Raw genomic sequence first — 22,707 nt, forward strand, 5'->3', positions numbered from 1 at the left:
GCCCGGCAAGATCGGCCGGGCTAGGCCGAGGCTTTACGCCCCTCCCCCATCCACGGCCGGCCAACGCCGGCGCGCGAACGGAACCCGGAAGCGACGACGCCCGCCTCGGCACGGCGGGCGTCGCAGCAGGCCCGGCCCACCGCGGCTGCGCCCGCGGGCGCAACCGCGACGGCCGTCAGGCCCGGATCACTTGGCCTCGGCCGGCTGGACCGCGATGAACTGGGTCTGCGCGCCGCGCCGGATCAGCAACATCACGGTCTGGCCCGGACGGGCGCCGGCCAGGGCGCGGTTGAGCGCGGCGACGTTGCCGACCGGGGTGCGGCCGACCGACAGCACCACGTCGCCCGGACGCACGCCGGCGTCGCCGGCATCGCCCGGGTCGCGCACGATCACGCCCTCGCCCGCCTTCAGGCCCAGGCGCTGGCGCGCGGCTGGGTCGACGTCCTGGGCGACCAGGCTCAGCGGGTTGCCCTTCGCGCTCGGCGCCGCCGGCGCGCCGTCGCGGTCGGACGGGCCCGCGCCGCCGGCCTCGCCGGCCAGGTTCGGATCGAGCTCGTTGACCGCCACGCTGATCTCGACCGTCTTGCCTTCGCGGAACACGCCCAGGCGCGCCTTGGAACCCGGCGCCATGTTGCCGATCAGCGGCGGCAGGTCGCTGGATTCGCGCACCTGCGCGCCGTTGACGGTGCGGATGATATCGCCGGCCTGCAGCCCGGCCTTCTCGGCCGGACCGCCGGACACGACCTGCGTGATCAGCGCACCGCTGCTGTCGGGCAGGCCGAAGCCCTTGGCGCTTTCGGCGGTCAGCGCCTGCACCACCACCCCCAACTGCCCGCGGCTGACCTTGCCCTTGGCCCGCAACTGCTCGGCCGAATTCATCGCCACGTCGATCGGAATGGCGAAGCTCACGCCCATGTAGCCGCCGGAGTTGGAGAAGATCTGCGAATTGATCCCGACCACCTCGCCCGCGGTGTTGAGCAGCGGGCCGCCGGAGTTGCCCTGGTTGATCGCCACGTCGGTCTGGATGAAGGGCACGTAGCGCTGGTCGGCGTAAGGATTGGCGCGGCCGACCGCGCTGACGATGCCGGCGGTGACCGAGTGGTCCAGGCCGAACGGCGAGCCGATCGCGACCACCCACTGGCCGGCCTTGGTCAGGCTGGCGTTGGCGCTGCGCAGGAACGGCAGGCCCTTGGCGTCGATCTTGAGCAGGGCCACGTCGGACTGCTCGTCGCTGCCGATCACCTTGGCCTTGAACTCGCGCCGGTCGGTCAGCTTGACCGTGACCGTGTCGGCGCCGTCGACCACGTGGTGGTTGGTCAGCACGTAACCGTCCTGCGAGATCAAAAAGCCGCTGCCGATCGAGCGCGCGCCGCCGCGCGGCTGGCGCGGGCCCTGGCCCTGGCCGCCGCCGGGGCCGGGGAAATCCGGGCCGAAGAAGCGGCGGAAGAATTCCGGCACCTGGTCCTCGTCCGGCATCTGGTTGCGCGAACGCGCGACCCGCTTGGGCGTGACCTCGGCGCTGATGTTGACCACCGCCGGGCCGACCCGCTGGACCAGTTGGGTGAAGTCCGGCAGGCCGGCGACGATCGGCGCGGACGGGGTGGCCGACGGCGGCGGCGCGATCGGCGCGGTCGGCGCCTGCGCGGTGCAGGCCACCGGCAGCGCGGCGATGATCGCGCCGACCAGGGCCAGCGATTGCAGCGGCCGGCGGCGGCGGAAGGACAGGGTCGTGGACAGACGGTTCGCGGACGGAGCGGGGATCGGCAGATTCATGGCGGCGGCCTCGAGACGGCTTGGTGGGTCCGATGGTGGGGGCGACACGCGGCAAAACCGCGGCAAGGCGATCCCGTCGCGCGGACGAAGCGCGCAGGCGGGAAGGTTTCGGGGGAGGGTCCGGCCGGCGGCGGCGCGGACCCGGGCGGCGCGGTGCGGTCGAACCCGCACCGCTGAGCTTAGGGCTGCTGCGGCTGCGGTTCCTGGACCGGCGGCCGGGTTCGCGCGGCGGCGTCCTGCGCCGGCTCGAACGGGTAGAACGACGGCGACGCCAGGCCGGGCCCGCCGTAGCTGGCGGTGTAGGCGCTGTTGCTGGGGTAGTTCGGCAACGCCGCGCGCGGCCACGGCCGGCCCGCCGGCGCTTCGCTCTGCTGCGGGCGGAACGGATTGGGGTGGGCGCCGGCATTGGCCGTGGCGCGGGCGTCGGCGACCAGCGGCGCGGCGCCGGCAACGGCCTGCAGCGGCGCTTCCTGGCGCTCGGACGCGCGCACCGCGGCGCGCTGGCTCTGGCCGCGCGAACGGCGCTCGTTGAGCCGGCGCGGCAGCTCGGCCACGGCCACCGCGGCGCCGGCGGCCAGGCCGGAGGCGTCGGCCGAGGTCAGTCCGGTTTCGGCCGGCGTGTTGGCGGCGACCGCCTGCGGCGCCGGAGCCGGCACCGGCTGCTGCGGCGCAGCGGGCTGGGCGGGCGCGGGCTGGGCGGCCTGCTGGGCGACCTGGGCCGGATCGCCGGCGCCGGTCGCGGTGTCGTCGGAGAACGGCCGCGCCACGAACAGCGCCGCCACCGCCACCGAGGCCGCCAGCGCCGCGCCGCCGAACCAGCCGCGACGCGATCCGGCCGCCTTGCGCGGCTTCAATTCGGTTTGCGCCGGCGCGGCGGCGCGCTGGCTGGCCTGCAACGCGGCGTCGGCCTGGATCGCGGCGGCCACGCGCTCGGCGAAGCCGGCCGCGGCGAAGCCCGGGGTCGGCTCGGCCGCGCCGTGGGCGCGGCGGCGCAGCACGTCGCCGCACAGCTGCCAGCGGCCGCAGGCCTCGCGCCATTGCGCGTCGTGGCCGAGCCGCTTGAACGCGAAGCGCGCGGCGTCGCCGTCGAGCTCGCCGTCGAACAGCGCGCTCAGGTTCTCGCGTTCGTCGCTATGGATAGGGGTGGAAGTCATCAGTGAGCGCGCTCCCTGGTGCGGTGGGTACCTTGGTCTTGATTGTCCAAGAGGGGCCGAAGTTCCGTATCGATCGCCTCGCGGGCGCGGAAGATGCGCGAACGCACGGTGCCGATCGGACAATTCATCTTCTGCGCGATCTCTTCGTAGCTCAGGCCTTCCACCTCGCGCAGGGTGATCGCAGACCTCAACTCCTCCGGCAGGGACTCGACCACGCGCATGACCGTGCGCTCGATCTCCTGCCGCAGCAGTTCGTGTTCGGGGGTGTCGGTGTCGCGCAGGCGGATGCCGGTCTCGAACTGCTCGGCGTCGCCGGCGTCGATGTCGTCGGTCGGCGGGCGCCGGTTCTGCGCGACGAGATGGTTTTTGGCGGTATTCACGGCGATGCGGTGCAACCACGTATAGAACTGCGCGTCGCCGCGGAAATTCGCCATCGCGCGGTAAGCGCGGATGAAGGTTTCCTGGGCCACGTCCTGGCATTCGCTCCAGTCGGGAATGTAGCGCCCGATCAGCGCGGTGATCCGATGCTGGTACTTGCGCACCAAAGCATCGAAGGCCGTGCTGTCGCCGCGCTGGACACGCCTGACCAGCTCCTGGTCCAACAACTCGTTATCGGCCATACCGCGCCGGCACTCCTGTCGGCTCGGCGCATGGCCGAGCAATGGGACAACCCTGTCGGGGCAAAAGTTCAATCGTCGCAGTAATGGGGCCGCCGGCGACCGCTCGCAACCGCCAAGTGTCACACAACCTGTATCCCCGACGCCCGCACCGCGGCTGAAAGCCCCGCCGGACGGTCGCGGGACCGGGCCGCGGCGACGCCGATTTGACGGCAGCCGAGCCTGATCGGGATGATAGCGGCCTATTCCATACCTGAACGGATGGTGCGGCATGACTGCAGCCCTCGACGGCCTCCCCGCGTTTGACGGGCTACGCGCCCGCCATTGGCATACCGAACTGCGCGCGGACGGAGTGCTGGTGCTTTCCTTCGACCGCGAAGGATCGCCGGTCAACACCTTCGCCCAGGAGGTGCTGATCGAACTCGACGGCCTGCTCGAACGTCTGGCGCTGGACCCGCCCAAGGGCCTGGTGCTGCGCTCGGCCAAGGCCAGCGGCTTCATCGCCGGCGCCGACATCAAGGAATTCCAGACCTTCGACGAGAAGGGCACGGTCGGCGATGCGATCCGCCGCGGCCAGCAGGTGTTCCAGCGCCTGGCCGAACTGCCCTGCCCCACGGTCGCGGCGATCCACGGCTTCTGCATGGGCGGCGGCACCGAGATCTCGCTGGCCTGCCGCTACCGCGTCGCCAGCAACGACGCCTCCACCCGCATCGGCCTGCCGGAAGTGAAGCTGGGCATCTATCCCGGCTGGGGCGGCAGCGTGCGCCTGCCGCGCCTGGTCGGCGCGCCGGCCGCGTTCGACATGATGCTCACCGGCCGCAGCCTGTCGGCCTCGGCCGCGCGCGCGATCGGCCTGGTCGACAAGACCGCCGAACCGGCGGTGCTGGTCGATACCGCCGCGGCGCTGGCGCTCAACGGCGCGCAGCGTCCGTTCAAGCAGCGCTTCACCGCCTGGGCCAGCAACACCTGGCTGGCGCGCAAGATCCTCGCGCCGATGCTGGTCAAGCAGGTCGCGCGCAAGGCCAAGAAGGATCACTACCCCGCGCCCTACGCGCTGATCTCGACCTGGGAACGCAGCAGCGGCGGCGTGCAGGCGCTGCTCGCGGCCGAGCGCAAGTCGGTGGTCAAACTGTCGGGCACGCCGACCGCGCGCAACCTGATCCGGGTGTTCTTCCTGCAGGAGCGGCTCAAGAGCCAGGGCGGCAAGGATCACAAGATCAAGAACGTGCACGTGGTCGGCGCCGGCGTGATGGGCGGCGACATCGCCGCGTGGTCGGCCTACAAGGGTTTCGAGGTCACCCTCAGCGACCGCGAGCAGCGCTTCATCGATGGCGCGCTGGAGCGCGCGCAGGCCTTGTTCGCCAAGAAGGTCAAGGACGAGGCCAAGCGTCCGGCGGTGGCGGCGCGGCTCAAGGGCGACCTCGCCGGCGACGGCGCGAAGGACGCCGACCTGGTGATCGAGGCGATCATCGAAAAGCCCGAGGCCAAGCGCGAGCTCTACGACGCGGTCGAGCCGCAGCTCAAGCCCGACGCGCTGCTGACCACCAACACCTCGTCGATTCCGCTCGACGAACTGCGCGAGCACATCCGCCGTCCGGCCGAGTTCGCCGGCCTGCACTACTTCAACCCGGTCGCGCTGATGCCGCTGGTGGAGATCATCCGCCACGACCGCATGGCGCCGGAAACCGAGCAACGGCTGGCCGCGTTCTGTCGCGCGCTGGACAAGCTGCCGGTGCCGGTCGCCGGCACGCCCGGCTTCCTGGTCAACCGCGTGCTGTTCCCGTACATGCTCGAAGCCGGCACCGCGTTCGCCGAAGGCATCCCGGGCGCGGCGATCGACAAGGCGGCGGTGAAGTTCGGCATGCCGATGGGCCCGATCGAACTGATCGACACCGTCGGCCTGGACGTGGCCGCGGGCGTCGGCGCCGAACTCGCGCCGTTCCTCGGCCTGACCGTGCCCGCAGCGCTGGCCGGCGTAGAGCCCGGCAAGCGCGGCAAGAAGGACGGCCAGGGCTTGTACAAGTGGGAAAACGGCCGCGCGCAGAAGCCCGAACTGCCGAAGGACTACAAGGCGCCGACCGACCTGGAAGACCGCCTGATCCTGCCGATGGTCAACGAAGCGGTGGCCTGCCTGCACGACGGCGTGGTCGCCGACGGCGACCTGCTCGACGCCGGCGTGATCTTCGGCACCGGCTTCGCCCCGTTCCGCGGCGGCCCGATCCAATACGTGCGCGAAACCGGCGTGGACAACGTGCTGGCGCGGCTCAAGCAGCTGCAAGCCCGCTATGGCGAGCGGTTCGCTCCGCGCCCCGGTTGGGACTCGCCGGCGCTGCGGCGATAAGCCCGCTCTGCAAAGAAAAAGGAAAAGCCGCGCATTGCGCGGCTTTTTCTTTGTGTCAGTTCGCAGCGACAACTACCACTGCCGTTCTGCCCTTCGCTCCCCCCGCCGCTCCGAACTCGCCACAGGCAACCGTAGACCCGATAGGGCGGCGCACAGGATGTGCGCCGTGCGCCACCCAGGCCATGGATGGCCTGTGTGGCGCATCCCCGCGAACGCACCGAACGATAGTGGCTTTTGATTCGAAACAGGGAAAAGCACTTTCTTTGGTTACTTTCTTTGTTGCTTTGGACAAAGAAAGTGACCCGGCCGCTTGCGGACGGAAGCTGTTGATCTTGGTCTGTCGTCAAGCGAAACCAACGGGCTTAGGCGGAGTTTGCCGTAGTTGCGACTTCGCGGTCGCGACTTGCGTCGCTCCTACAGGGTCTCCGGCGAGTTACGTATCCGGCTGTAGGAGCGGCGCGAGCCGCGACTGCGAATTCGCAACTACGACGACACCTGCGCGATGGTTGTGTTGTCTCGGTCGCGACTTGCGTCGCTCCTACAGGGGGGGCGTTCCGCGGGGGCTTTCTTCGTTACCTGCAAAACGAGTGAGGACAAGCCGAAATCCAAAGCTTCCGTCCGCAAGCGGCCGGGTCACTTTCTTTGTCTTGCCAAAGAAAGTGACCAAAGAAAGGCGCTTTCCTTGTTTTCGAATCAAGAGCCACTATGGGGCGGAGCTTGCGCAGGGATGCGCCACACAGGCCATCCATGGCCTGGGTGGCGCACGGCGCACATCCTGTGCGCCGCCCTTCGGGTCTACGCTTGCCTGTGGCGAGTTCGGGGCGGCGGGGGGAGCGAAAAGCAACGGCAACGGCAACGGCGATATGGATTCCGGCTTTCGCCGGAATCGCAAGGGAGAGGCGTTGCTTCGGTACGCGACGGCGGAGCTCTGTCGCTTCGGTTGGATTCCGGTCGCAACCGGAACAACCGCCAGGGGCCTGGCTTTCAACACACTGCAGCGGTGCCGCACAGCTTCGGCCGTTCGCCGCCAACGCTCAATCCCGCAACGCGGCGCAAATCGCGCTCACATCGTATGCGTCGGCCGCTCCGCGCCCAGCGTGCCGGCCAGCAAGGCCTCGATCTTTCCTTTGACCGCATCGCCCTCGGCGGTCTCGGCGAACTGCACGCCGATGCCGGCAGTGCGGTGGCCCTGAGCGCCGGTCGGGGTCACCCAGACGACCTTGCCGGCCACCGGCAGGCGTTCGCCGGATTCGGGCAGGGTCAGCAGCAGGAACACTTCATCGCCGAGGAAATAACGCTTGGGCGTCGCCACGAAAATGCCGCCGAACTTCAGGAACGGCATATAAGCGCTGTACAACGCCGCCTTGTCCTTGATCGTCAACGACAAGATGCCCTGCCGCGCTGCGCCCGCTGGTGCGTTCATGCCCTTCCTCCCCCGGCGCGGCGCGCATCGTCGCTGCGCCAAGCCATCAACAATTCGGTCACCGCCAGATCCGCGCGGACCGTGGTCCGCAGCAGGTCGCGGGTGCGGTTCGCCCGGTCGAACCAGGACGCAAGACTGCGCGCGCGCGCCGGGTCGGTCAAGCCGGCGCTGGCTTCGGCGAGCGCGATGTCCGACGCGTGTCGCAGACGCAGCGCAGCGTGTTCGTCGCCGACCCAACGCTGCGCGACTTCGGGCGCGGAGGTTTCGCCGCGGCCGAGCTTGGCCAGGTCGGCGGCGACTTCGCGGCGCAGCTTGAGGCCTTCGCCGGTCAGCCAGTCGTGGGCCAGGCCGGGATGGCCGCGCGCGGCGTCGAACGCCTCGCGCGCGGCGGCGTCCGCATGGCCCTGTGCCTTGAGCCAGGCCAGCGCTTCGTCCGCCGGCGGCAGGCGGAATTCCAGGCGCTGGCAGCGGCTGCGCACGGTCGCCGGCAGGCGCGCCGGATGCGAGCTCACCAGCCACAGGTAACGGCCCGGCACCGGCTCTTCCAGGGTCTTGAGCAGCGCGTTGCAGGCGGCGTTGTTGATCGCGTCGGCCGGATCGATGATCGCGATCTGCGCGCCGCCGTACTGCGGCGTCAGCGACAAGCGCTCGGACAGGTTGCGGATCTGTTCGATCACGATTTCGGTGCGCAGCCGGGTGCCTTCCTTGTTCGGCACGAAGCTGACGAACTGGTAATCCGGATGCGTACCCGCGGCCAGCAGCAGGCAGCTGCGGCAGCGCCCGCACGGCCCGCCGTCGGCCGTGCGCTCGCGGCACAGCAGGCCCTGGGCCAGGCGCTCGGCGACCGCGCGCTTGCCCAGTTCGGCCGGCCCGCAGAACAGCAGGCCGTGGCCGAGCCGGCCGGCGCCGATCGAGGCCTGGGCCTGTTCGTAGATGCGGCGCTGCCAGGGCGCGAACGCGGCGTTGGAGACGGCGCTCATTGCACGCTCTCCCCGACCACTTCGATCTGCAGGCGCAGGCAGGCCACCGCCTGCGCGACCACTGCCTCCACCGGCTGCGTGGCGTCGATCACCTGGAACCGCTTCGGCTCGGCCGCGGCGCGTTCGAGGTAGCCGCGGCGCACGCGTTCGAAGAATTCGTTGCGCTCGCTTTCGATCCGGTCGGCGGCGCCGCGGCCGCGCATGCGCGCCAGGCCGACGTCCACCGGCACGTCCAGCAGCAAAGTCATCAGCGGACGGATGCCGACCACGCGCCGCTCCAGTTCGGCGATGAACGCCGCGTCGCCGCCGCGCCCGGCGCCCTGGTAGGCGTAGCTGGCGTCGGTGAAGCGGTCGCTGAGCACCCAGGCGCCGCGTTGCAGCGCCGGCAGCACGGTCGCGCGCACGTGCTGGGCGCGCGCGGCGAAGGCTAGCAGCAGTTCGGTTTCGTTGCTGGCCGGCTCGTGGTGGGTGTCGAGCATGAGCCCGCGGATCTGTTCGGCCAGCGGCGTGCCGCCGGGCTCGCGGGTGTACACCGCATCGATGCCGGCCTGCGCGAACGCGTCGCGCAGCGCGGCCAGCACGGTCGACTTGCCGGCGCCTTCGCCGCCCTCCAGGGTGACGAAGCGCGGCCAGGTGCGCAGGCTCATCGGGCCGCTCCCGGCGCGGCCGGCAGCGTCGCGGCGGACGGCGCTTCGGCCGCTTCCTCCAGCACCGCCTTGCCCTCTTCCGGTTGGCCGCGGCCCTGGTTCTGGCGATAGCGCTGCAGATAGATGCGCACGTTGGCCTGGTGCTGGGCGTAGGTCGCGGCGAACAGGCTGCGGCCGCTGCCGTCGCCGGCGGCGACGAAGAACAGCGCGTCGCCCGGCGCCGGATTGGCCGCGGCCTTGAGCGCGGCCAGCCCCGGCATCGCGATCGGCGTCGGCGGCAGGCCGGCGCGGGTGTAGGTGTTGTACGGCGTGTCGGTCTGCAGGTCGCGCTTGCGGATGTTGCCGTCGTAGGCCGGGCCGATGCCGTAGATCACCGTCGGGTCGGTCTCCAGGCGCATGCCCAGCTTGAGCCTGCGCTCGAACAAGCCGGCGATCTGCGCGCGCTCGGCCGGCACGCCGGTTTCCTTCTCCACGATCGAGGCCATGATCAGCAACTCGTACGGCGTCTTGAGCACGCTGTCCTTGTCGCGCCCGGACCACGACGCCGCCAGCGCCTTGTCCATCGCCGAGGACGCGCGCTTGAGCACGTCCAGGTCGCTGTCGCCGCCGGTGTAGAAATAGGTTTCCGGCAGGAACCGGCCTTCCGGATGCTGCCCACCCTTGCCCAGCGCCTTCATCAGCGCCGCGTCGTCGAGCTGCGAGGCTTGTTGCTTGAGCTTGTCGGCGCGCGCCAGCGCGGCGCGCAAGTCGCGCACGTTCCAGCCATCGACGATGACGAAGCGGTGGCTGACCACCTTGCCGTCGCGCATCGCGGTCAGCAGCGCGCGCGGGCTGGTGCCCGGCGCCAGCGAATACTCGCCGACCTGCAGCCGCCCGGCCGCGCCGAGCTGCTTGGCCAGCACCCGCCATTCGATTTCCTCGCCGACCGCAACGCCGGACGCGCGCAGCTTGCGCACCACCGCCGGCAGCGAGTCGCCGCGCTCCACCAGCAGGCTCTGGTCAGGCTGCAGGCCCTGCAGCGGCGCGTCGGCGAAGCTCAGGTAACGCTGCCACGCCCAGCCGCCGGCCGCGGCCAGCGCCGCCAGCAACAGTACGATCACGATCAGGCAACCGCAGCCGCGCTTGCCCTTCTTTTCCTTTGCCGCCACGCAACCTCCATCGAACGGTCTGAGCCCGCCGCGCCGGCGCGGACCGGCGGCCGCGGGTGCGGCGGCTCAGTCGTCGCCGGGGACGAAGGCGGGATGGGCGTCGCCGAGCCGGCGCCGCAGCCCGGCCACGGCCGGATGCGGCGCCCATTGCCGCTCGCCGAGCCGCGCCACGGGCAGGATACCGCGCACGGCGTTGCACAGGAAAATCGCATCGGCGCGTTGCAGTTCGTCGGCCGTCAGCGCGGCGACCCGCGCCGCGCTCAGTTCGATCAGGCGCTGCCGGCAGATCCCGGCCACGCCGCAGCGATCCACCGGCGGGGTCGTCCACTGTTGCGCGTGCAGGACGAACAGGTTGGCGGCGGTGGCGCAGACCGGCTCGCCGGCGGCGTTGCGCAGCAGGCCTTCGTCGATGTCCGGATCGTCCCATTCGGCCCGCGCCAGCACCTGCTCCAGGCGGTTGCAGTGCTTGAGCCCGGCCAGCGCCGGCTGCTCGCCCAGACGCAGCTCGCACCAGCGCAGGCGCAGGCCGCCGGCGCGCGCGGGCGGCGGCAGCGGGTGGCGCGACAGCGTCCACACCGGCTCGGCCTGCGCCGGCGGCGCATAGCCGCGGCCGCCCGCGCCGCGGCTGAGGATCAGCTTGAGCACGCCGTCGGCGCCGGCAAGCAGGTCGGCGGCCTCGCTGCGCACGCGCCGCGGATCCGGCAGCGCCAGGCCCAGGCGTCGGGCGCCGCCGCTGAGCCGCGCCCAATGCGCGTCCCACCACGGCAGCTCGCCGCGGTGCGCGCGCAGGGTCTCGAACAGGGCGTCGCCGTAGGCCTGGCCGCGGTCGAACGCGGGCAACGCGGGGACGCGCTGGGCGCCCTGGAAAAAACGCGCTTCGGGGAGGTCGTCGGGAGCCATGGCCGCATCCTACCGTGGGCGCGCAGGTCGCCGCGCCGGTCGCGCGGTTCGCACCAAACCCCAAAAAGAAAAAACCCGCGAAGCCGAAGCTCCGCGGGCCTTCGCGTTGATCGTTGCGAGCCGATCAGATCCGCTTGAACACCAGCGTGCCGTTGGTCCCGCCGAAGCCGAACCCATTGGACACCGCCACATCGATCTTCGTCTCGCGCGCCACGTTCGGCACGTAGTCCAGATCGCAGCCCTCGCCCGCTTCGTCGAGGTTGATGGTCGGCGGGATGATGCCGTCGTGCAGCGCCAGCACCGAGAAGATCGCCTCGGCGCCGCCGGCCGCGCCGAGCAGATGCCCGGTCATCGACTTGGTCGAGCTGACCATCATCTTGTAGGCGTGATCGCCGAACGCGCGCTTCATCGCCAGGGTCTCGGCCAGATCGCCGAGCGGGGTCGAGGTGCCGTGCGCGTTGAGGTAGCCGACCTGATCGGGATTGATGCCGGCGTCCTTGAGCGCGGAGACCATGCAGCGCGCCGGGCCTTCGCCGTTCTCGCTCGGCGCGGTCATGTGGAAGGCGTCGGAACTGGCGCCGAAACCGGCCAGTTCGCAGTAGATGCGCGCGCCGCGCGCCTTGGCCCGCTCGTATTCTTCCAGGATCAGGATGCCGGCGCCGTCGCCGAGCACGAAGCCGTCGCGGTCCTTGTCCCACGGCCGCGAGGCGCGGGTCGGATCGTCGTTGCGGGTCGACATCGCCTTCATCGAGCAGAAGCCGCCGACCGAGGTCGGCGAGGAGCCGCGCTCGGCGCCGCCGGCGACCATGACGTCGGCGTCGCCGTACTGGATCATGCGCATCGCCATGCCGATGGAATGGTTCGAGGTGGCGCAGGCCGAGACCGCGGAGAAGTTCGGGCCCTTGGCGCCGGTGATCAGCGAGATCTGCCCCGGCAGCATGTTGATGATGGTGCTGGGCACGTAGAACGGCGAGATCTTGCGCGGGCCGCCCTCGTGGTACTTGACCGTCTGCTCCTCGATGCCGAGCAGGCCGCCGATGCCCGAGCCGACCAGCGCGCCGATGCGCTCGGCGTTGGAGTCGTCGACGACGATGCCGGCGTCGCGCAGCGCCATCAGCGAGGCGGCGACGCCGTAATGGATGAACTCGTCCATCTTCTTCGCGTCCTTCGTACTCACCCCGTAGCGGGTGATGTCGAAGTCGCGCACTTCGCCGGCGATGCGGGTGGTGAACGCGGCGGGATCGAAATGGGTGATCGGACCGATGCCGGAGCGGCCGTTGACGATGCCGTCCCAACTGCTGGCGACGTCGTTGCCGAGCGGGGAGATCAGGCCGAGGCCGGTGACGACCACGCGGCGGTTGAAGGAACGGTTGGACATTCAGCCTTACCTCTTGGGGATCAGTCTTGTTTGAAGCAGGTCTTGTTCGAAGCGGGTCTTGCTTGATGCAGCTCTGATGCAGGAGCGGCGGTCGCGCGCCGCGAACGGCCCGAAGCTGCCGCTACGCTACGCTGGCGTATCGACGCCCCGGAAAAGCACGGGGCCGCAATGCGGCCCCGGGTGGTTGCTTATCGATCCATTGCGATGGTCGTGCGATGGTCGCGCAACGCATGCCGGCGCACACCGCGCGCGAGGACTCGCGCGCGGCTGCGTCGCGGCCGATTACGACTTGACGTGCGCCTTGACGTAATCGATCGCCTGCTGCACCGAGGTGATCTTCTCGGCCTCTTCGTCCGGGATCTCGCACTCGAACTCTTCCTCGAGCGCCATCACCAGCTCGACCGTGTCGAGCGAATCCGCGCCGAGGTCGTCGACGAAGGAAGCGTTGTTGGTGACTTCCTCTTCCTTGACGCCAAGCTGTTCGACCACGATCTTCTTGACGCGTTCTTCGATGCTGCTCATGGATGCTGCTCCTCCCGTGAGGGGTTTTTCGATGGGATAGTCTAATGGAATCGGGATGTTTCGCGAGACCGGCCCCCGGTGTCGACGAAACCCCTTTGGGTTCAATCGCTTACTAGCCTACGTCAAGGCCTTACGGCATGTACATGCCGCCGTTGACGTGCAGCGTTTCGCCGGTGATGTAGCCGGCCCCGGGGCCGGCCAGGAACGCCACCGCGCGGGCGATGTCGGCCGGTTCGCCGAAGCGGCCCAGCGCGATCTGGTCGAACATGGCCTTCTTCGCGTCTTCGGGCAGGTCGCGGGTCATGTCGGTGTCGATGAATCCGGGCGCCACGACGTTCACGGTCACGCCGCGGCTGCCGATCTCGCGCGCCAGCGACTTGCTGAAGGCGATCACGCCGGCCTTGGCGGCGGCGTAGTTGGCCTGGCCCGGGTTGCCGGTCACGCCGACCACCGAGGCGATGTTGATGATGCGGCCGCGGCGCGCCTTCATCATCGAACGCATCACCGCCTTGCTGGTGCGGTAGACGCTGGTGAGATTGGTGTCGAGGATGGCCTGCCAGTCCTCGTCCTTCATGCGCATGAGCAGGTTGTCGCGGGTGATGCCGGCGTTGTTGACCAGGATCGAGATCGCGCCGATCTCCTTGGCCACCGCGTCGAGCAGCGACTCGACCGAGGCCGGGTCGGCGACATCGACCACGCGGCCGTGGCCGCCGTGCGCGGCCAGGCGCTCGCCGATGGCCTTAGCGCCGGATTCGCTGGTGGCGGTGCCGATCACGGTCGCGCCCTGCGCGGCCAGTTCGTCGGCGATCGCGGCGCCGATGCCGCGGCTGGCGCCGGTGACCAGCGCGATTTCGCCCGAAAGCGGGGTCGTGCTCATTGGTTTCACTCCGTAGTGCTGGCTCGTGGTGGCGCCGCTGCTGATAACCGCCGCGTCCTGCGACCCCGCCCGCCGGGCACGGGGCCCGGGCGCGGCCAGCCTACAGGCTGAGGCGGCGATTGAGTAGCGCTGCGCCCGGTGATGCGGCTGCGGGTTCAGCGCCAGTCGGACAGGGCGGTTTCGAACTCCGCCGGGGTGCCGATGGCGCGGCCGTCGATGGATTTGTCGATGCGCTTGATCAGCCCGGTGAGGACCTTGCCCGGCCCGCACTCGGCGGCGCGCTGCGCGCCATGCGCGGCCAGCGCCTGCACGCAGGCGGTCCAGCGCACCGGCAGGTAGAGCTGGCGCACCAGCGCCTCGCGGATCGCCTCGACGCTGGCGTGGACCTGGCCGTCGACGTTCTGCACCACCGGCAGTTGCGGCGCGCGCCAGTCCAGCCCGGCCATGGCTTCGGCCAGGCGGTTGGCGGCTTCGCGCATCAGCGGGGTGTGCGAGGGCACGCTGACGGCCAGCTTGACCGCCTTGCGCACGCCGGCTTCGGCCAGCCGGGTCAGGGCCTTGTCGACCGCCGCGGCGTGGCCGCCGATGACGATCTGGCCGGGCGAGTTGTAATTGGCCGGCACCACCACTTCGCTGCCGGACACGGCCTGGCAGATCTCCTCGACCAGGGCGTCCTCGGCGCCGAGCACGGCGGCCATCGCGCCGATTCCGGCCGGCGCCGCGTCCTGCATCAGCTGGCCGCGCAGGCGCACCAGATGGGCGCCGTCGCGCAGCGACAGCGCGCCGGCAGCAACCAGCGCGGTGTATTCGCCGAGGCTGTGGCCGGCCAGCAGCGCCGGCTGGGCGCCGCCCTGGGCCTGCCACAGCCGCCACACCGCCACGCCCGCGGCCAGCAGCGCCGGCTGGGTGTATTCGGTGCGGTTGAGCATCTCTTCCGGACCGCCCTGGCTCAGCGCCCATAGATCGACGCCGGCGCCGTCGCTGGCTTCGGCGAAGGTCTCGCGCAGACCCGCGTGCAGTTCCGACAGCTCGGCCAGCATGCCCACCGATTGCGAGCCCTGGCCCGGAAAGACGAAAGAAAGTCGCTGATCGCTCACACGCACTGCCGTATCGGTTGGAAGCGCGCATGATACGGGCGAAAAGTGGCGAACGTCTGTACTCGGCGGTACGGCGTCACAGCGCGTCGCAAAGTGACGCGAGCGGCTGTGCGGGATCGGCGGTTTCGGCGTGATCGACTGGCGATCATTCAAACGTTCGCATGAAAAATGCTCGTTGTAGGAGCTGCGCGAGCTGCGACCGCGAAACATCGCTTGCGTCGCATGTGTTGTTTCGCGGTCGCAGCTTGCGCAGCTCCTACAGGGGGATCGCCAACATCGCGATGATCATGCGGATGCGAAAACGGCCGCGGGTCGCCCCGCGGCCGTTGTTCGCGCAGCGCTCGCGCCGCGCGCATCAGTCGATGAATTCGGCCACTTCGCGCAGCGAATCGAAATCGCGGTCCGGCGCGAAATCCACGCCCAGGCCGATCAGCACGGCGGCCAGCATCCACAGCCACGCCGCGCGGCGCAGCGCCTGCACCGCGCCGCCGAGGCCGCGCGCGCGCCGGCCCAGCCAGCGGGTCAGCGATTGCACGAAACCGAGCCGGTCGGCGGCATCGCCGAGGCCGCGGCGCACCTCTTCGGCGCTGCCGCGCAGCGAGTCGGCGATGATCGCGCTGAGCTCCTGGTCGGGATCGCGGAAGTAACGCGAAGCGCCGGCGGCGAAGATCAGCCAGTCGCGGATCTGCGCCTGCTGCACGGTCATGACTTCGGCCGGGTCTTCCTCGAAATCGATGAAGCCGATCCGGCCCTCGGCGTCGACGGTGAGATTGCGCGCCAGCGGCTGGCCGATGTAGCCGCCGCGCGCGTGCACCTGCGCCAGCGTACGCGCGGCCTGGGTCACCAGCCGATACGCCTGCTCCGGCGTCGAGCGGCGCAGGCGCGCCGACAGGGTTTCGCCGATGTCGCTGAGCAGCAGATAGGTGTCGCCCTCGCCGAGGATGCTCGGCACGCGCACGTCGACCGCGGCCAGCTCTTGCAGGCGGCGCTGTTCGGTCTGGCGCGCGTCGGCGCCGACTCGGTGCGGCGGCGGCAACAACGAAGGCACGCCGAGGCGGCGCGCGGTCAGTTCGAGCGCGCGCAAGCGCAGGCGGCGGCTGCCGCCGCCATAGGATTTGAGCCAGGCCGTGCGGCCTTGCAGGTTCAGTCGGGTCACCATGACGCGAGTCCTTGTGCGTGGCGCCGCGCGCGGGCATCCGGCCCGCGATCGGGACGCCGCTCCGCGCAGGAGCGGCCGCCCCTGTAACGAATCAGTAACGCAGCAGCGCCGAACCCCAGGTGAAACCACCGCCGAACGCCTCAAGCAGCAAAAGCTGGCCGCGCTGCACCTTGCCCGAACGCACCGCCTCGTCCAGCGCCAGCGGCACCGAACCCGACGAGGTGTTGCCGTGCTTGTCGACGGTGACGATCACCCGCTCCATCGGCATGTCCAGGCGCTTGGCGGTGGCCTCGATGATGCGCAGGTTGGCCTGGTGCGGGATCAGCCAGTCGATCTCGTGGCGGTCCAGGCCGTTGGCTTCCAGGGTCTCTTCGACCACCGAATCCAGCGCCTTGACCGCGTGCTTGAACACTTCGTTGCCGGTCATCAGCACGCGCACGCCGGCGTTGTGCTCTTCGGGCTTGAAGCCGGCCGAGACGCCGACCGGATTCCACAGCAGTTCCTTCTTGCCGCCGTCGGCGTGCAGATGGGTGCTGAGGATGCCGGTCTCGCTGTCGGCCTTGAGCACCACCGCGCCGGCGCCGTCGCCGAACAGCACGCAGGTGGAGCGGTCGGTCCAGTCGAGCATGCGGGTCAGGGTTTCCGAACCCACGACCAGCACGGTCTTGGCCGCGCCGGAGCGGATGAACTTGTCGGCCACGGTCAGCGCGTAGACGAAGCCCGAGCAGGCCGCATTGACGTCGAAAGCCGGGCAGCCGTTGGCGCCCAGGCGGTGCTGCAGCAGGCAGGCGCTGGACGGGAAGATCAGGTCCGGGGTGGTGGTGCCCAGGACGATCAGGTCGATCTCTTCGGGCGTCACGCCGGCGGCTTCGAGCGCGCGCAGCGAGGCCTGATAGGCGAGGTCGACGGTGGTTTCGCCTTCGGCGGCGACGTGGCGCTGGCGAATGCCGGTGCGGGTCCGGATCCATTCGTCGCTGGTCTCGACGCGCTTGGCCAGCTCGTCGTTGGTCACCACCTGGGCCGGCAGGTAGCTGCCGGTGCCCGCGATACGGGCGTAAATCCGATCTGTCATCACCGCTCCGCGGAATGGCCGGGGCGGCCTGCGCAACGGCGGCGTCGCGAACGCGCGCGCACCCGCAGGCCACCGAGAAACAGGACCGCCAGCGCGAAGCTGGCGGAAGACGAAGCCGCGGCGGCCGCAGGTCTGTTGTCGCACGGACTCGCCGCGGGGGCGGTCCGACCGGTGCCGGCGCGATGTCGGGCGACATCCTCCGCCGGCCCAGATCGCGGCGACGCGCGCCTATGCCAGCGCGCGCCGCGGCGGGCCGGGAGGATTACTCCTCGTCGGCGACGCGCGACTTGGTGTCGATCACCTTCTTGCCGCGGTAGTAGCCGTCGGCGGTGACGTGGTGGCGGATGTGGGTCTCGCCGGTGGTCGGGTCGGTGGCCAGCTGCTTGCTGGTCAGCGCATCGTGCGAACGGCGCTGGCCGCGGCGGGACGGGGTGACGCGGGACTTCTGAACGGCCATGGTCTTGCTCCGGAAAAGCGGTGGAAACCTGAGGTGGATAGCGTAAGCCCGATTAGCAGGACTCGCTCGATGCCTGCAGGTCGGAGTTGGAACTGGGTATTGTGAACCAAACGCGCGGGTTTATCGCTTGGCTCAGTTGTTTTTCTTCAGCGACGACAACACCGCGAACGGGTTGGCGGCGTCCCGCTCGGCCTGGTCGGCCGGCCAGTCGCGCTCGACCGCCTCGTTGCCGGGCGCCATCGGCACCACCGGCACGGCGAGGATCAACTCGTCCTCGACCAGGTCCGAGGGCTGCAGCATGCCGTCGGCGGGCATCAGCAACGGCTCGTAGCCGGGCGACAACGCGGCTTCGTCGGCCTCGTCGCGGATCAGCCCGAGGCGCTGGACGATCTGCACCGGCAGCACGAACCGCTCCAGCGAACGCTGGCACAGCAACGGCAATGCGGCGTCGATCTTCAGCTCGGCGTAGGGCGTCTGCAGTTCGTCGGTGTCGAAGTCCAGCGAGAACCGGACTTCGCCGTCGGTGTCGTACAGCAGACCCGCCAGGCGCGACAGCGCCGACAACGGCAGACGGCCTTCCACGCCGCGCCGTGCCGCCACCAGGCGCCAGGCATCCAGAACTTCGGGCACCCGCCCAGGTGGCACTTCGGCTGACATAAGCCGCGAAATGGTAGAGACCGATCGGGTCGCTGTCAAACCATTGTCAAAACGCAAGTCCCGGGCCGGGTTGGGATTTGCCCGTGGCGGGCCCGCGCGTGCAGACTGCCGGGCCTTGCCCCCCGCCATCGTCCCGGCCGTGAACCTAGTCCTGTTAATGTTTCTGACTCTGGTGGCCGCCGCGGCCGTGATCGCCGCCCTGCTCTACCGGCCGCTGCGCCGGCAGCGCGCGGTGCGCGAAGTGCTCGACGCCGCCGACGCGCTGGAGGCGCGCCTGCGCACCGCCCGCGCCGAGATCGAGGCGGTGGCCGGCGACGAGGGCCGCGACCCGGTCGGCGATGCCATGCGCGAAATGCTGCGCCAGCGCCTGTGGCTGCGCGACCACGGCCGCCAGGCCAGCCTGAACCAGCTCGGCGAGGTCCGCGCCTCGATCGACGCCGCGCGCGGGCGGATCGAGCAGCAGCTGGTGCAGATCGAGCAGGCCCGGCTGAACTGAGTCGCGCATGCGCAGCGGTGGCCGGGCCGTACCCACTCCTCACCCCTCTCCGCTCAGGCCCGCCTTGATGACCCCGCTGATCCTCGCCTCCACCTCCCGCTACCGCCGCGAACTGCTCGGCCGCCTCGGCCTGGCGTTCGAGGTCGCGCGCCCGGAGACCGACGAAACCCCGCAGCCGGGCGAAGCGCCCTCGGCGCTGGCCTGGCGCCTGGCCGAGGCCAAGGCCGCCGCGGTCGCCGCGCAGCGCCCGGACGCCTGGGTGATCGGCTCCGACCAGGTCGCCGAATTCGACGGCCTGCCGATCGGCAAGCCCGGCGGACGCGAGGCCGCGATCGCCCAGCTCGGTGCGATGTCCGGGCGCGAAGTGCGCTTTTGCACCGGGCTGTGCGTGCTGCGCGACGGCGAGGCCGCGTTGAGCGAACTCGACGTCACCGTGGTGCGCTTTCGCGAACTCGGCGCGGCCGAGATCGAGCGCTACGTCGATGCCGAGCAGCCGTTCGACTGCGCCGGCAGCTTCAAGTCCGAAGGCTTGGGCATCGCCCTGTTCGAGGCGATCGAGTCGCGCGACCCGACCGCGCTGATCGGCCTGCCGCTGATCGCCACCGCGCGCCTGCTGCGCCGCGCCGGCTACGCGCTGCCTTAAGCCTCGACTGCCTACCTGTAGGAGCGGCGCAAGCCGCGACCGCGACAACTCAATCGCGTCGAAACCGCATCCGCGCTCGCCGCCGCAACAACGACCGAGCGCTACGCAGCCCCGCCCGCTCAACGCCGACGCAAATCGATCGGCTGCTCCGCCCAATCCTCGACGCTGCCGTCGCGCCCATGCAGGCGCAGGCCCAGCCAATGGCGGCCGGGCGCTTCGGCGTCGAGCTCGACCGTCGCGCTGAACCCCACCCGCGGGTGCTGCGGATCGCTGGAATGGCGGCCGTCGCGCAGGCTCCAGTATTCGCGCACGCCGGGCCGCTCCTGGCCGTAATCGGCCTGTGCCACCACCCGGCCGTCGAGCATGATCTCGACCTTGGCCAGGCCCACGCCGTCCTTGAACGCCCAACCCGAGACCGCGAACGCGCCCGGCCCGACCCGCGCGCCGCCGGCGGGCTGGTCGATCCAGGCCATCGCCGGGGTGGTGCACTCGCCTTCGCGCCGCGCGCCGTCGAAGGCGAACAACGCGAACCGCTGGCGGCCGTGATCGATGTTGAGCATGCGCGGCGGCGGCAGCGGCCCGACCATCGCGCACAGGTCGTGATAGCGCTGCAGCAGATTCTTGTATTCGACCTCGGTCGCGCCGACCACCAGCAGCACCGGCTGCGCGCCCCAGTCGGCGCGACCGTCGCGGTGCAGGCCCCACAGCCGCAACTGCGGCGCGCGGCCGTGCTTGTGGTTGATCGGATGATCGAGCACGGCGATGCGCGGATCGTCGAGGGCGAAGCCCAGCTCGGCGCCGGCCTTGAAGTTGTCGGCGACCAGGCGCGTGCCCGGCGGCATCGTCTTCAAGCGCGCGCGCACGCCGCGCGCTAGCTCGTCCCAGCCGGCGAAGTTGGCCGGATACCACTTCTCGCCGGCGCTGCGCGCGCGCAGTTCCGGCCGCGACACCGCCACGTAATAGCCCAGCATCGCCAGCAGCGCCGCGGCAGCCAGCGCCGCGGTCAATCCGCGCGCCCACTCCGGCCAGCGCGCCAGCACCATCGGCAACAACGGCAACAACGCCATGAAACCCGGCAGCGGCCAGTGGAAGCTGACCCGTTCGGTGTCGGCGAAGAAGCCGAGCACGAAGAAGCCCAGCACCACCAGGCTGCCGAGCAGGGCGAAATAGCGCGTCACCGGCGAGGGATCGCGCGCGCCGCGCCAGCCGGCGACGGCCAGCGCGGCGAACAGCAACGGCGTGACCAGCAACGCCTGGATCGCGACGAACCACAGGCCGTCGGCATGGAACGCCCAGGGATGGCGGTCGACCAGTTGGAAGCGCAGGCCGGCGTCGGCGTTGTCCAGGTTCCAGGCCACCAGCGGCGCCCAGGCCGAGGCGCCGATCGCCGCCGCGGTCAGCACGCGCGCGTCGCGCAGCGCGCGCCGGCCTTCGGGCAGCAGCAACAGCACCACAAAACCCACGCCGATCACGGCAATGAAACGGTAATGGCTGAGCGCGCCCAGCGACAGGCCGGCGGCGAGCTCGACCGCGCTGCGCGCATCGACCTGGCGCAGCAGGCGCGCGCCGGCGTCCAGGCACAGCAAGGTCGCCAGCGCCATCATCGCGTCGGGCAATGCCAGCAGGCCGAGCGTGCCCGCCAGCGGCAGCAGCAGCGCGTAGCAGCCGGCGATCCAGCCGTTGCGCGCGCCGAACTCGCGCGCGGTCACCCGCGCCAGCAACCACGGCACCAGCGCGGCGATGGCCAGGAACGGCGCGCGCAAGGCCAGCGCCGAATTGCCGCCCAGCTCCACCCCCAGCCGCGCCAGCCACGCGGTCAGGCCCGGCAGGTCGGAATAGGCCGCGGCCGGATGCCGGCCTTCCTGCCAATAGAAGGCTTCGTCGACGAACAACGGCAGCTTGGCGGCGACGGCGAGCTTGAGCAGCAGCACCAGCGTCCACAGCGCCCAGAACAGATTGCGCATCGCGCTGGCTTCGTCCCTGTCCCGCATCGGCACCCGACCTCGCTACACTCTGGATCTTGGGGAACGTCTCGTCTCATCGCATCGCCAGCGCACTGCGTTTTGTTGACGCTTATCGCAGAAGCGGGTTCTACGGTACGAGGTCGACGCTCACGAACCTGACAAAAAAGACATTTTCGACGTCGCGCGCTTCAACGCAAGGTTGCAACGCAAGGTTTTGCGCAATCGATTCTGCATCGCGCGCGCTTCACCATCGTGTTGCCGGAGCGGCGTTTTCGCAGTCGCTGCGTTTCAGAACGACGGCCTTTCAGAGCAGTTTTTTTCGCAATCGGGCTTTTCGCAGCAACGCCCTTCCGAACCACGCGCCCCAGCACCACGCTTCCACGCATCACGCTTCCCAACCTCACGCTTTCTACGACGGCAGGCCCGATGAGCGCAGGCAAGACCACCGCAAGCAACGCAACGCACGAAGCGATCATCCTAACCGATGCGCTGCGCAGCGCCCTCGAACAGGCCCAGGCCCAGGTCAACGCGCTGGTGCTCGGCAAGGCGCAGGCGGTGCGGCTGGCCTTCGTCGCGCTGCTCTCCGACGGCCATTTGCTGATCGAGGACCTGCCCGGGCTGGGCAAGACCACCCTCGCCCACGCGCTGGCGGCCACCTTGGGCCTGGAGTTCCAGCGCGTGCAGTTCACCTCCGACCTGCTGCCGGCCGACGTGGTCGGCGTGTCGGTGTTCGACCCGACCTCGCGCCAGTTCCAGTTCCATCCCGGCCCGGTGTTCACCCAGGTGCTGCTCGCCGACGAGATCAATCGCGCGCCGCCGCGCACCCAGAGCGCGCTGCTGGAGGCGATGGCCGAGCACCAGGTGACCATCGACGGGCGCACCCATCCGCTGCCGGATCCGTTCTTCGTCATCGCCACCCAGAACCCGGTCGACCTGTCGGGCACCTACCCGCTGCCGGATTCGCAGCTCGACCGCTTCCTGCTGCGCCTGCACCTGGGCTATCCGGACGAAGCCGCCGAGCGCGACCTGCTCGCCGGCGCCGACCGCCGCCACCTGATCGCGCAGGCGCGCGCGCTGCTGTCGAGCCAGGACGTGCAGGCGATCCGCCGCGCGGTCGATTCGGTGCAGGTAAGCGAATCGCTGATCGCCTACGTGCAGGCGCTGCTCGCGCGCAGCCGCAAGCACCCGGGCGTGCGCGTGGGCCTGTCGCCGCGCGCCGGGCTGGCGCTGCTGCGCGCCGCGCGCGCCTACGCGCTGCTGCTCGGCCGCACCCATGTGGTGCCCGAGGACGTGCAGGCGCTGTTCGCCGCAGTCGCCACCCACCGCCTGGTCGCCGAAGCCGACAGCGCGGCCGATCTGGCCAAGTCGATCCTCTACGCCGTGGCGGTGGATTGAGCGCGGC

Annotated in this window: 21 protein-coding genes; 4 read left to right on the top strand and 17 right to left on the bottom strand. The window is 70.3% G+C overall.

Translation table 11 applies throughout. The features are described 5' to 3' along the window. Positions 1 to 186 precede the first annotated feature (186 nt). The 3 genes from BLU84_RS13400 to rpoE form a co-directional block, all read right to left on the bottom strand. Positions 187 to 1,773 (bottom strand): Do family serine endopeptidase, encoded by a 1,587-nt coding sequence (locus BLU84_RS13400; RefSeq protein ID WP_083382548.1) that lies wholly within the window; start codon positions 1,771 to 1,773, stop codon positions 187 to 189. 179 nt (positions 1,774 to 1,952) lie between these two features. Further along, positions 1,953 to 2,927: a sigma-E factor negative regulatory protein gene (locus BLU84_RS13405; protein WP_074867653.1), complete on the bottom strand. Its 975-nt coding sequence runs from the start codon at positions 2,925 to 2,927 to the stop codon at positions 1,953 to 1,955. Beyond that, positions 2,927 to 3,547 (bottom strand): RNA polymerase sigma factor RpoE, encoded by a 621-nt coding sequence (gene rpoE, locus BLU84_RS13410; RefSeq protein WP_074867656.1) that lies wholly within the window; start codon positions 3,545 to 3,547, stop codon positions 2,927 to 2,929. The genes BLU84_RS13405 and rpoE overlap by 1 nt, the downstream gene beginning before the upstream one ends. A gap of 268 nt (positions 3,548 to 3,815) precedes the next feature. Between rpoE and BLU84_RS13415 the strand changes: the two genes are divergently transcribed. Continuing rightward, entirely contained in the window at positions 3,816 to 5,885 is a 2,070-nt protein-coding gene (locus BLU84_RS13415) for a 3-hydroxyacyl-CoA dehydrogenase NAD-binding domain-containing protein (protein WP_074867659.1), read from the top strand. A gap of 1,063 nt (positions 5,886 to 6,948) precedes the next feature. On the opposite strand, the gene BLU84_RS13420 is transcribed toward BLU84_RS13415, so the two are convergent. The 13 genes from BLU84_RS13420 to BLU84_RS13480 all read right to left on the bottom strand — a co-directional run bounded on the left by BLU84_RS13420 (position 6,949) and on the right by BLU84_RS13480 (position 18,202). Further along, the gene (locus BLU84_RS13420; RefSeq protein WP_074867662.1) at positions 6,949 to 7,308 is read right to left on the bottom strand and encodes a PilZ domain-containing protein; all 360 of its coding nucleotides are present in this window, start codon (positions 7,306 to 7,308) and stop codon (positions 6,949 to 6,951) included. Continuing rightward, positions 7,305 to 8,288, bottom strand: a complete 984-nt coding sequence (locus BLU84_RS13425) for a DNA polymerase III subunit delta' (RefSeq protein WP_074867664.1) — start codon at positions 8,286 to 8,288, stop codon at positions 7,305 to 7,307. The genes BLU84_RS13420 and BLU84_RS13425 overlap by 4 nt, the downstream gene beginning before the upstream one ends. Then, positions 8,285 to 8,935 carry a dTMP kinase gene (tmk, locus tag BLU84_RS13430; protein WP_074867667.1) on the bottom strand — a complete coding sequence of 217 codons (651 nt, stop codon included), beginning with the start codon at positions 8,933 to 8,935 and terminating at the stop codon, positions 8,285 to 8,287. Before tmk ends, BLU84_RS13425 begins: the two co-directional genes overlap by 4 nt. Next, on the bottom strand, positions 8,932 to 10,083 hold the full coding sequence (gene mltG / locus BLU84_RS13435; protein WP_233431134.1) for an endolytic transglycosylase MltG: 1,152 nt from the start codon (positions 10,081 to 10,083) through the stop codon (positions 8,932 to 8,934). The genes tmk and mltG overlap by 4 nt, the downstream gene beginning before the upstream one ends. Before the next feature lie 66 nt (positions 10,084 to 10,149). Continuing rightward, entirely contained in the window at positions 10,150 to 10,983 is an 834-nt protein-coding gene (gene pabC, locus BLU84_RS13440) for an aminodeoxychorismate lyase (protein WP_074867669.1), read from the bottom strand. Between the two features lie 124 nt (positions 10,984 to 11,107). Further along, on the bottom strand, positions 11,108 to 12,361 hold the full coding sequence (gene fabF, locus BLU84_RS13445; RefSeq protein ID WP_074867672.1) for a beta-ketoacyl-ACP synthase II: 1,254 nt from the start codon (positions 12,359 to 12,361) through the stop codon (positions 11,108 to 11,110). Positions 12,362 to 12,643: 282 nt separating this feature from the next. Next, a complete protein-coding gene (gene acpP / locus BLU84_RS13450) occupies positions 12,644 to 12,883 on the bottom strand; it encodes an acyl carrier protein (RefSeq protein ID WP_031373652.1) in 240 nt (79 codons plus the stop codon). Between the two features lie 130 nt (positions 12,884 to 13,013). Beyond that, positions 13,014 to 13,760: a 3-oxoacyl-ACP reductase FabG gene (gene fabG, locus BLU84_RS13455; RefSeq protein ID WP_074867675.1), complete on the bottom strand. Its 747-nt coding sequence runs from the start codon at positions 13,758 to 13,760 to the stop codon at positions 13,014 to 13,016. A gap of 155 nt (positions 13,761 to 13,915) precedes the next feature. Then, entirely contained in the window at positions 13,916 to 14,857 is a 942-nt protein-coding gene (gene fabD, locus BLU84_RS13460) for an ACP S-malonyltransferase (RefSeq protein WP_074867678.1), read from the bottom strand. Between the two features lie 355 nt (positions 14,858 to 15,212). Beyond that, entirely contained in the window at positions 15,213 to 16,016 is an 804-nt protein-coding gene (locus BLU84_RS13465) for a BUD32 family EKC/KEOPS complex subunit (RefSeq protein ID WP_074867682.1), read from the bottom strand. Between the two features lie 91 nt (positions 16,017 to 16,107). Continuing rightward, entirely contained in the window at positions 16,108 to 17,088 is a 981-nt protein-coding gene (locus BLU84_RS13470) for a beta-ketoacyl-ACP synthase III (protein ID WP_074867686.1), read from the bottom strand. A 262-nt stretch (positions 17,089 to 17,350) separates the two neighbouring features. Beyond that, a complete protein-coding gene (gene rpmF / locus BLU84_RS13475; protein ID WP_074867689.1) occupies positions 17,351 to 17,545 on the bottom strand; it encodes a 50S ribosomal protein L32 in 195 nt (64 codons plus the stop codon). A 132-nt stretch (positions 17,546 to 17,677) separates the two neighbouring features. Beyond that, positions 17,678 to 18,202 (bottom strand): YceD family protein, encoded by a 525-nt coding sequence (locus BLU84_RS13480; RefSeq protein ID WP_074867692.1) that lies wholly within the window; start codon positions 18,200 to 18,202, stop codon positions 17,678 to 17,680. A gap of 157 nt (positions 18,203 to 18,359) precedes the next feature. Here BLU84_RS13480 and BLU84_RS13485 point away from each other — a divergent pair, with 157 nt between their 5' ends. Continuing rightward, the gene (locus BLU84_RS13485; protein WP_074867696.1) at positions 18,360 to 18,698 is read left to right on the top strand and encodes a hypothetical protein; all 339 of its coding nucleotides are present in this window, start codon (positions 18,360 to 18,362) and stop codon (positions 18,696 to 18,698) included. A 67-nt stretch (positions 18,699 to 18,765) separates the two neighbouring features. Further along, positions 18,766 to 19,341 carry a Maf family protein gene (locus tag BLU84_RS13490; RefSeq protein ID WP_074867699.1) on the top strand — a complete coding sequence of 192 codons (576 nt, stop codon included), beginning with the start codon at positions 18,766 to 18,768 and terminating at the stop codon, positions 19,339 to 19,341. 119 nt (positions 19,342 to 19,460) lie between these two features. Here BLU84_RS13490 and BLU84_RS13495 read toward each other — a convergent pair whose 3' ends face one another. Further along, complete coding sequence (locus BLU84_RS13495) at positions 19,461 to 21,305, bottom strand: glycosyltransferase family 39 protein (protein ID WP_139174984.1); 1,845 nt, start codon at positions 21,303 to 21,305, stop codon at positions 19,461 to 19,463. A gap of 426 nt (positions 21,306 to 21,731) precedes the next feature. Between BLU84_RS13495 and BLU84_RS13500 the strand changes: the two genes are divergently transcribed. Next, the gene (locus BLU84_RS13500; RefSeq protein ID WP_074867706.1) at positions 21,732 to 22,700 is read left to right on the top strand and encodes an AAA family ATPase; all 969 of its coding nucleotides are present in this window, start codon (positions 21,732 to 21,734) and stop codon (positions 22,698 to 22,700) included. The last annotated feature ends 7 nt before the right edge of the window (positions 22,701 to 22,707 follow it).

The organism is Lysobacter enzymogenes, from assembly GCF_900106525.1.
GTDB lineage: Bacteria > Pseudomonadota > Gammaproteobacteria > Xanthomonadales > Xanthomonadaceae > Lysobacter > Lysobacter enzymogenes.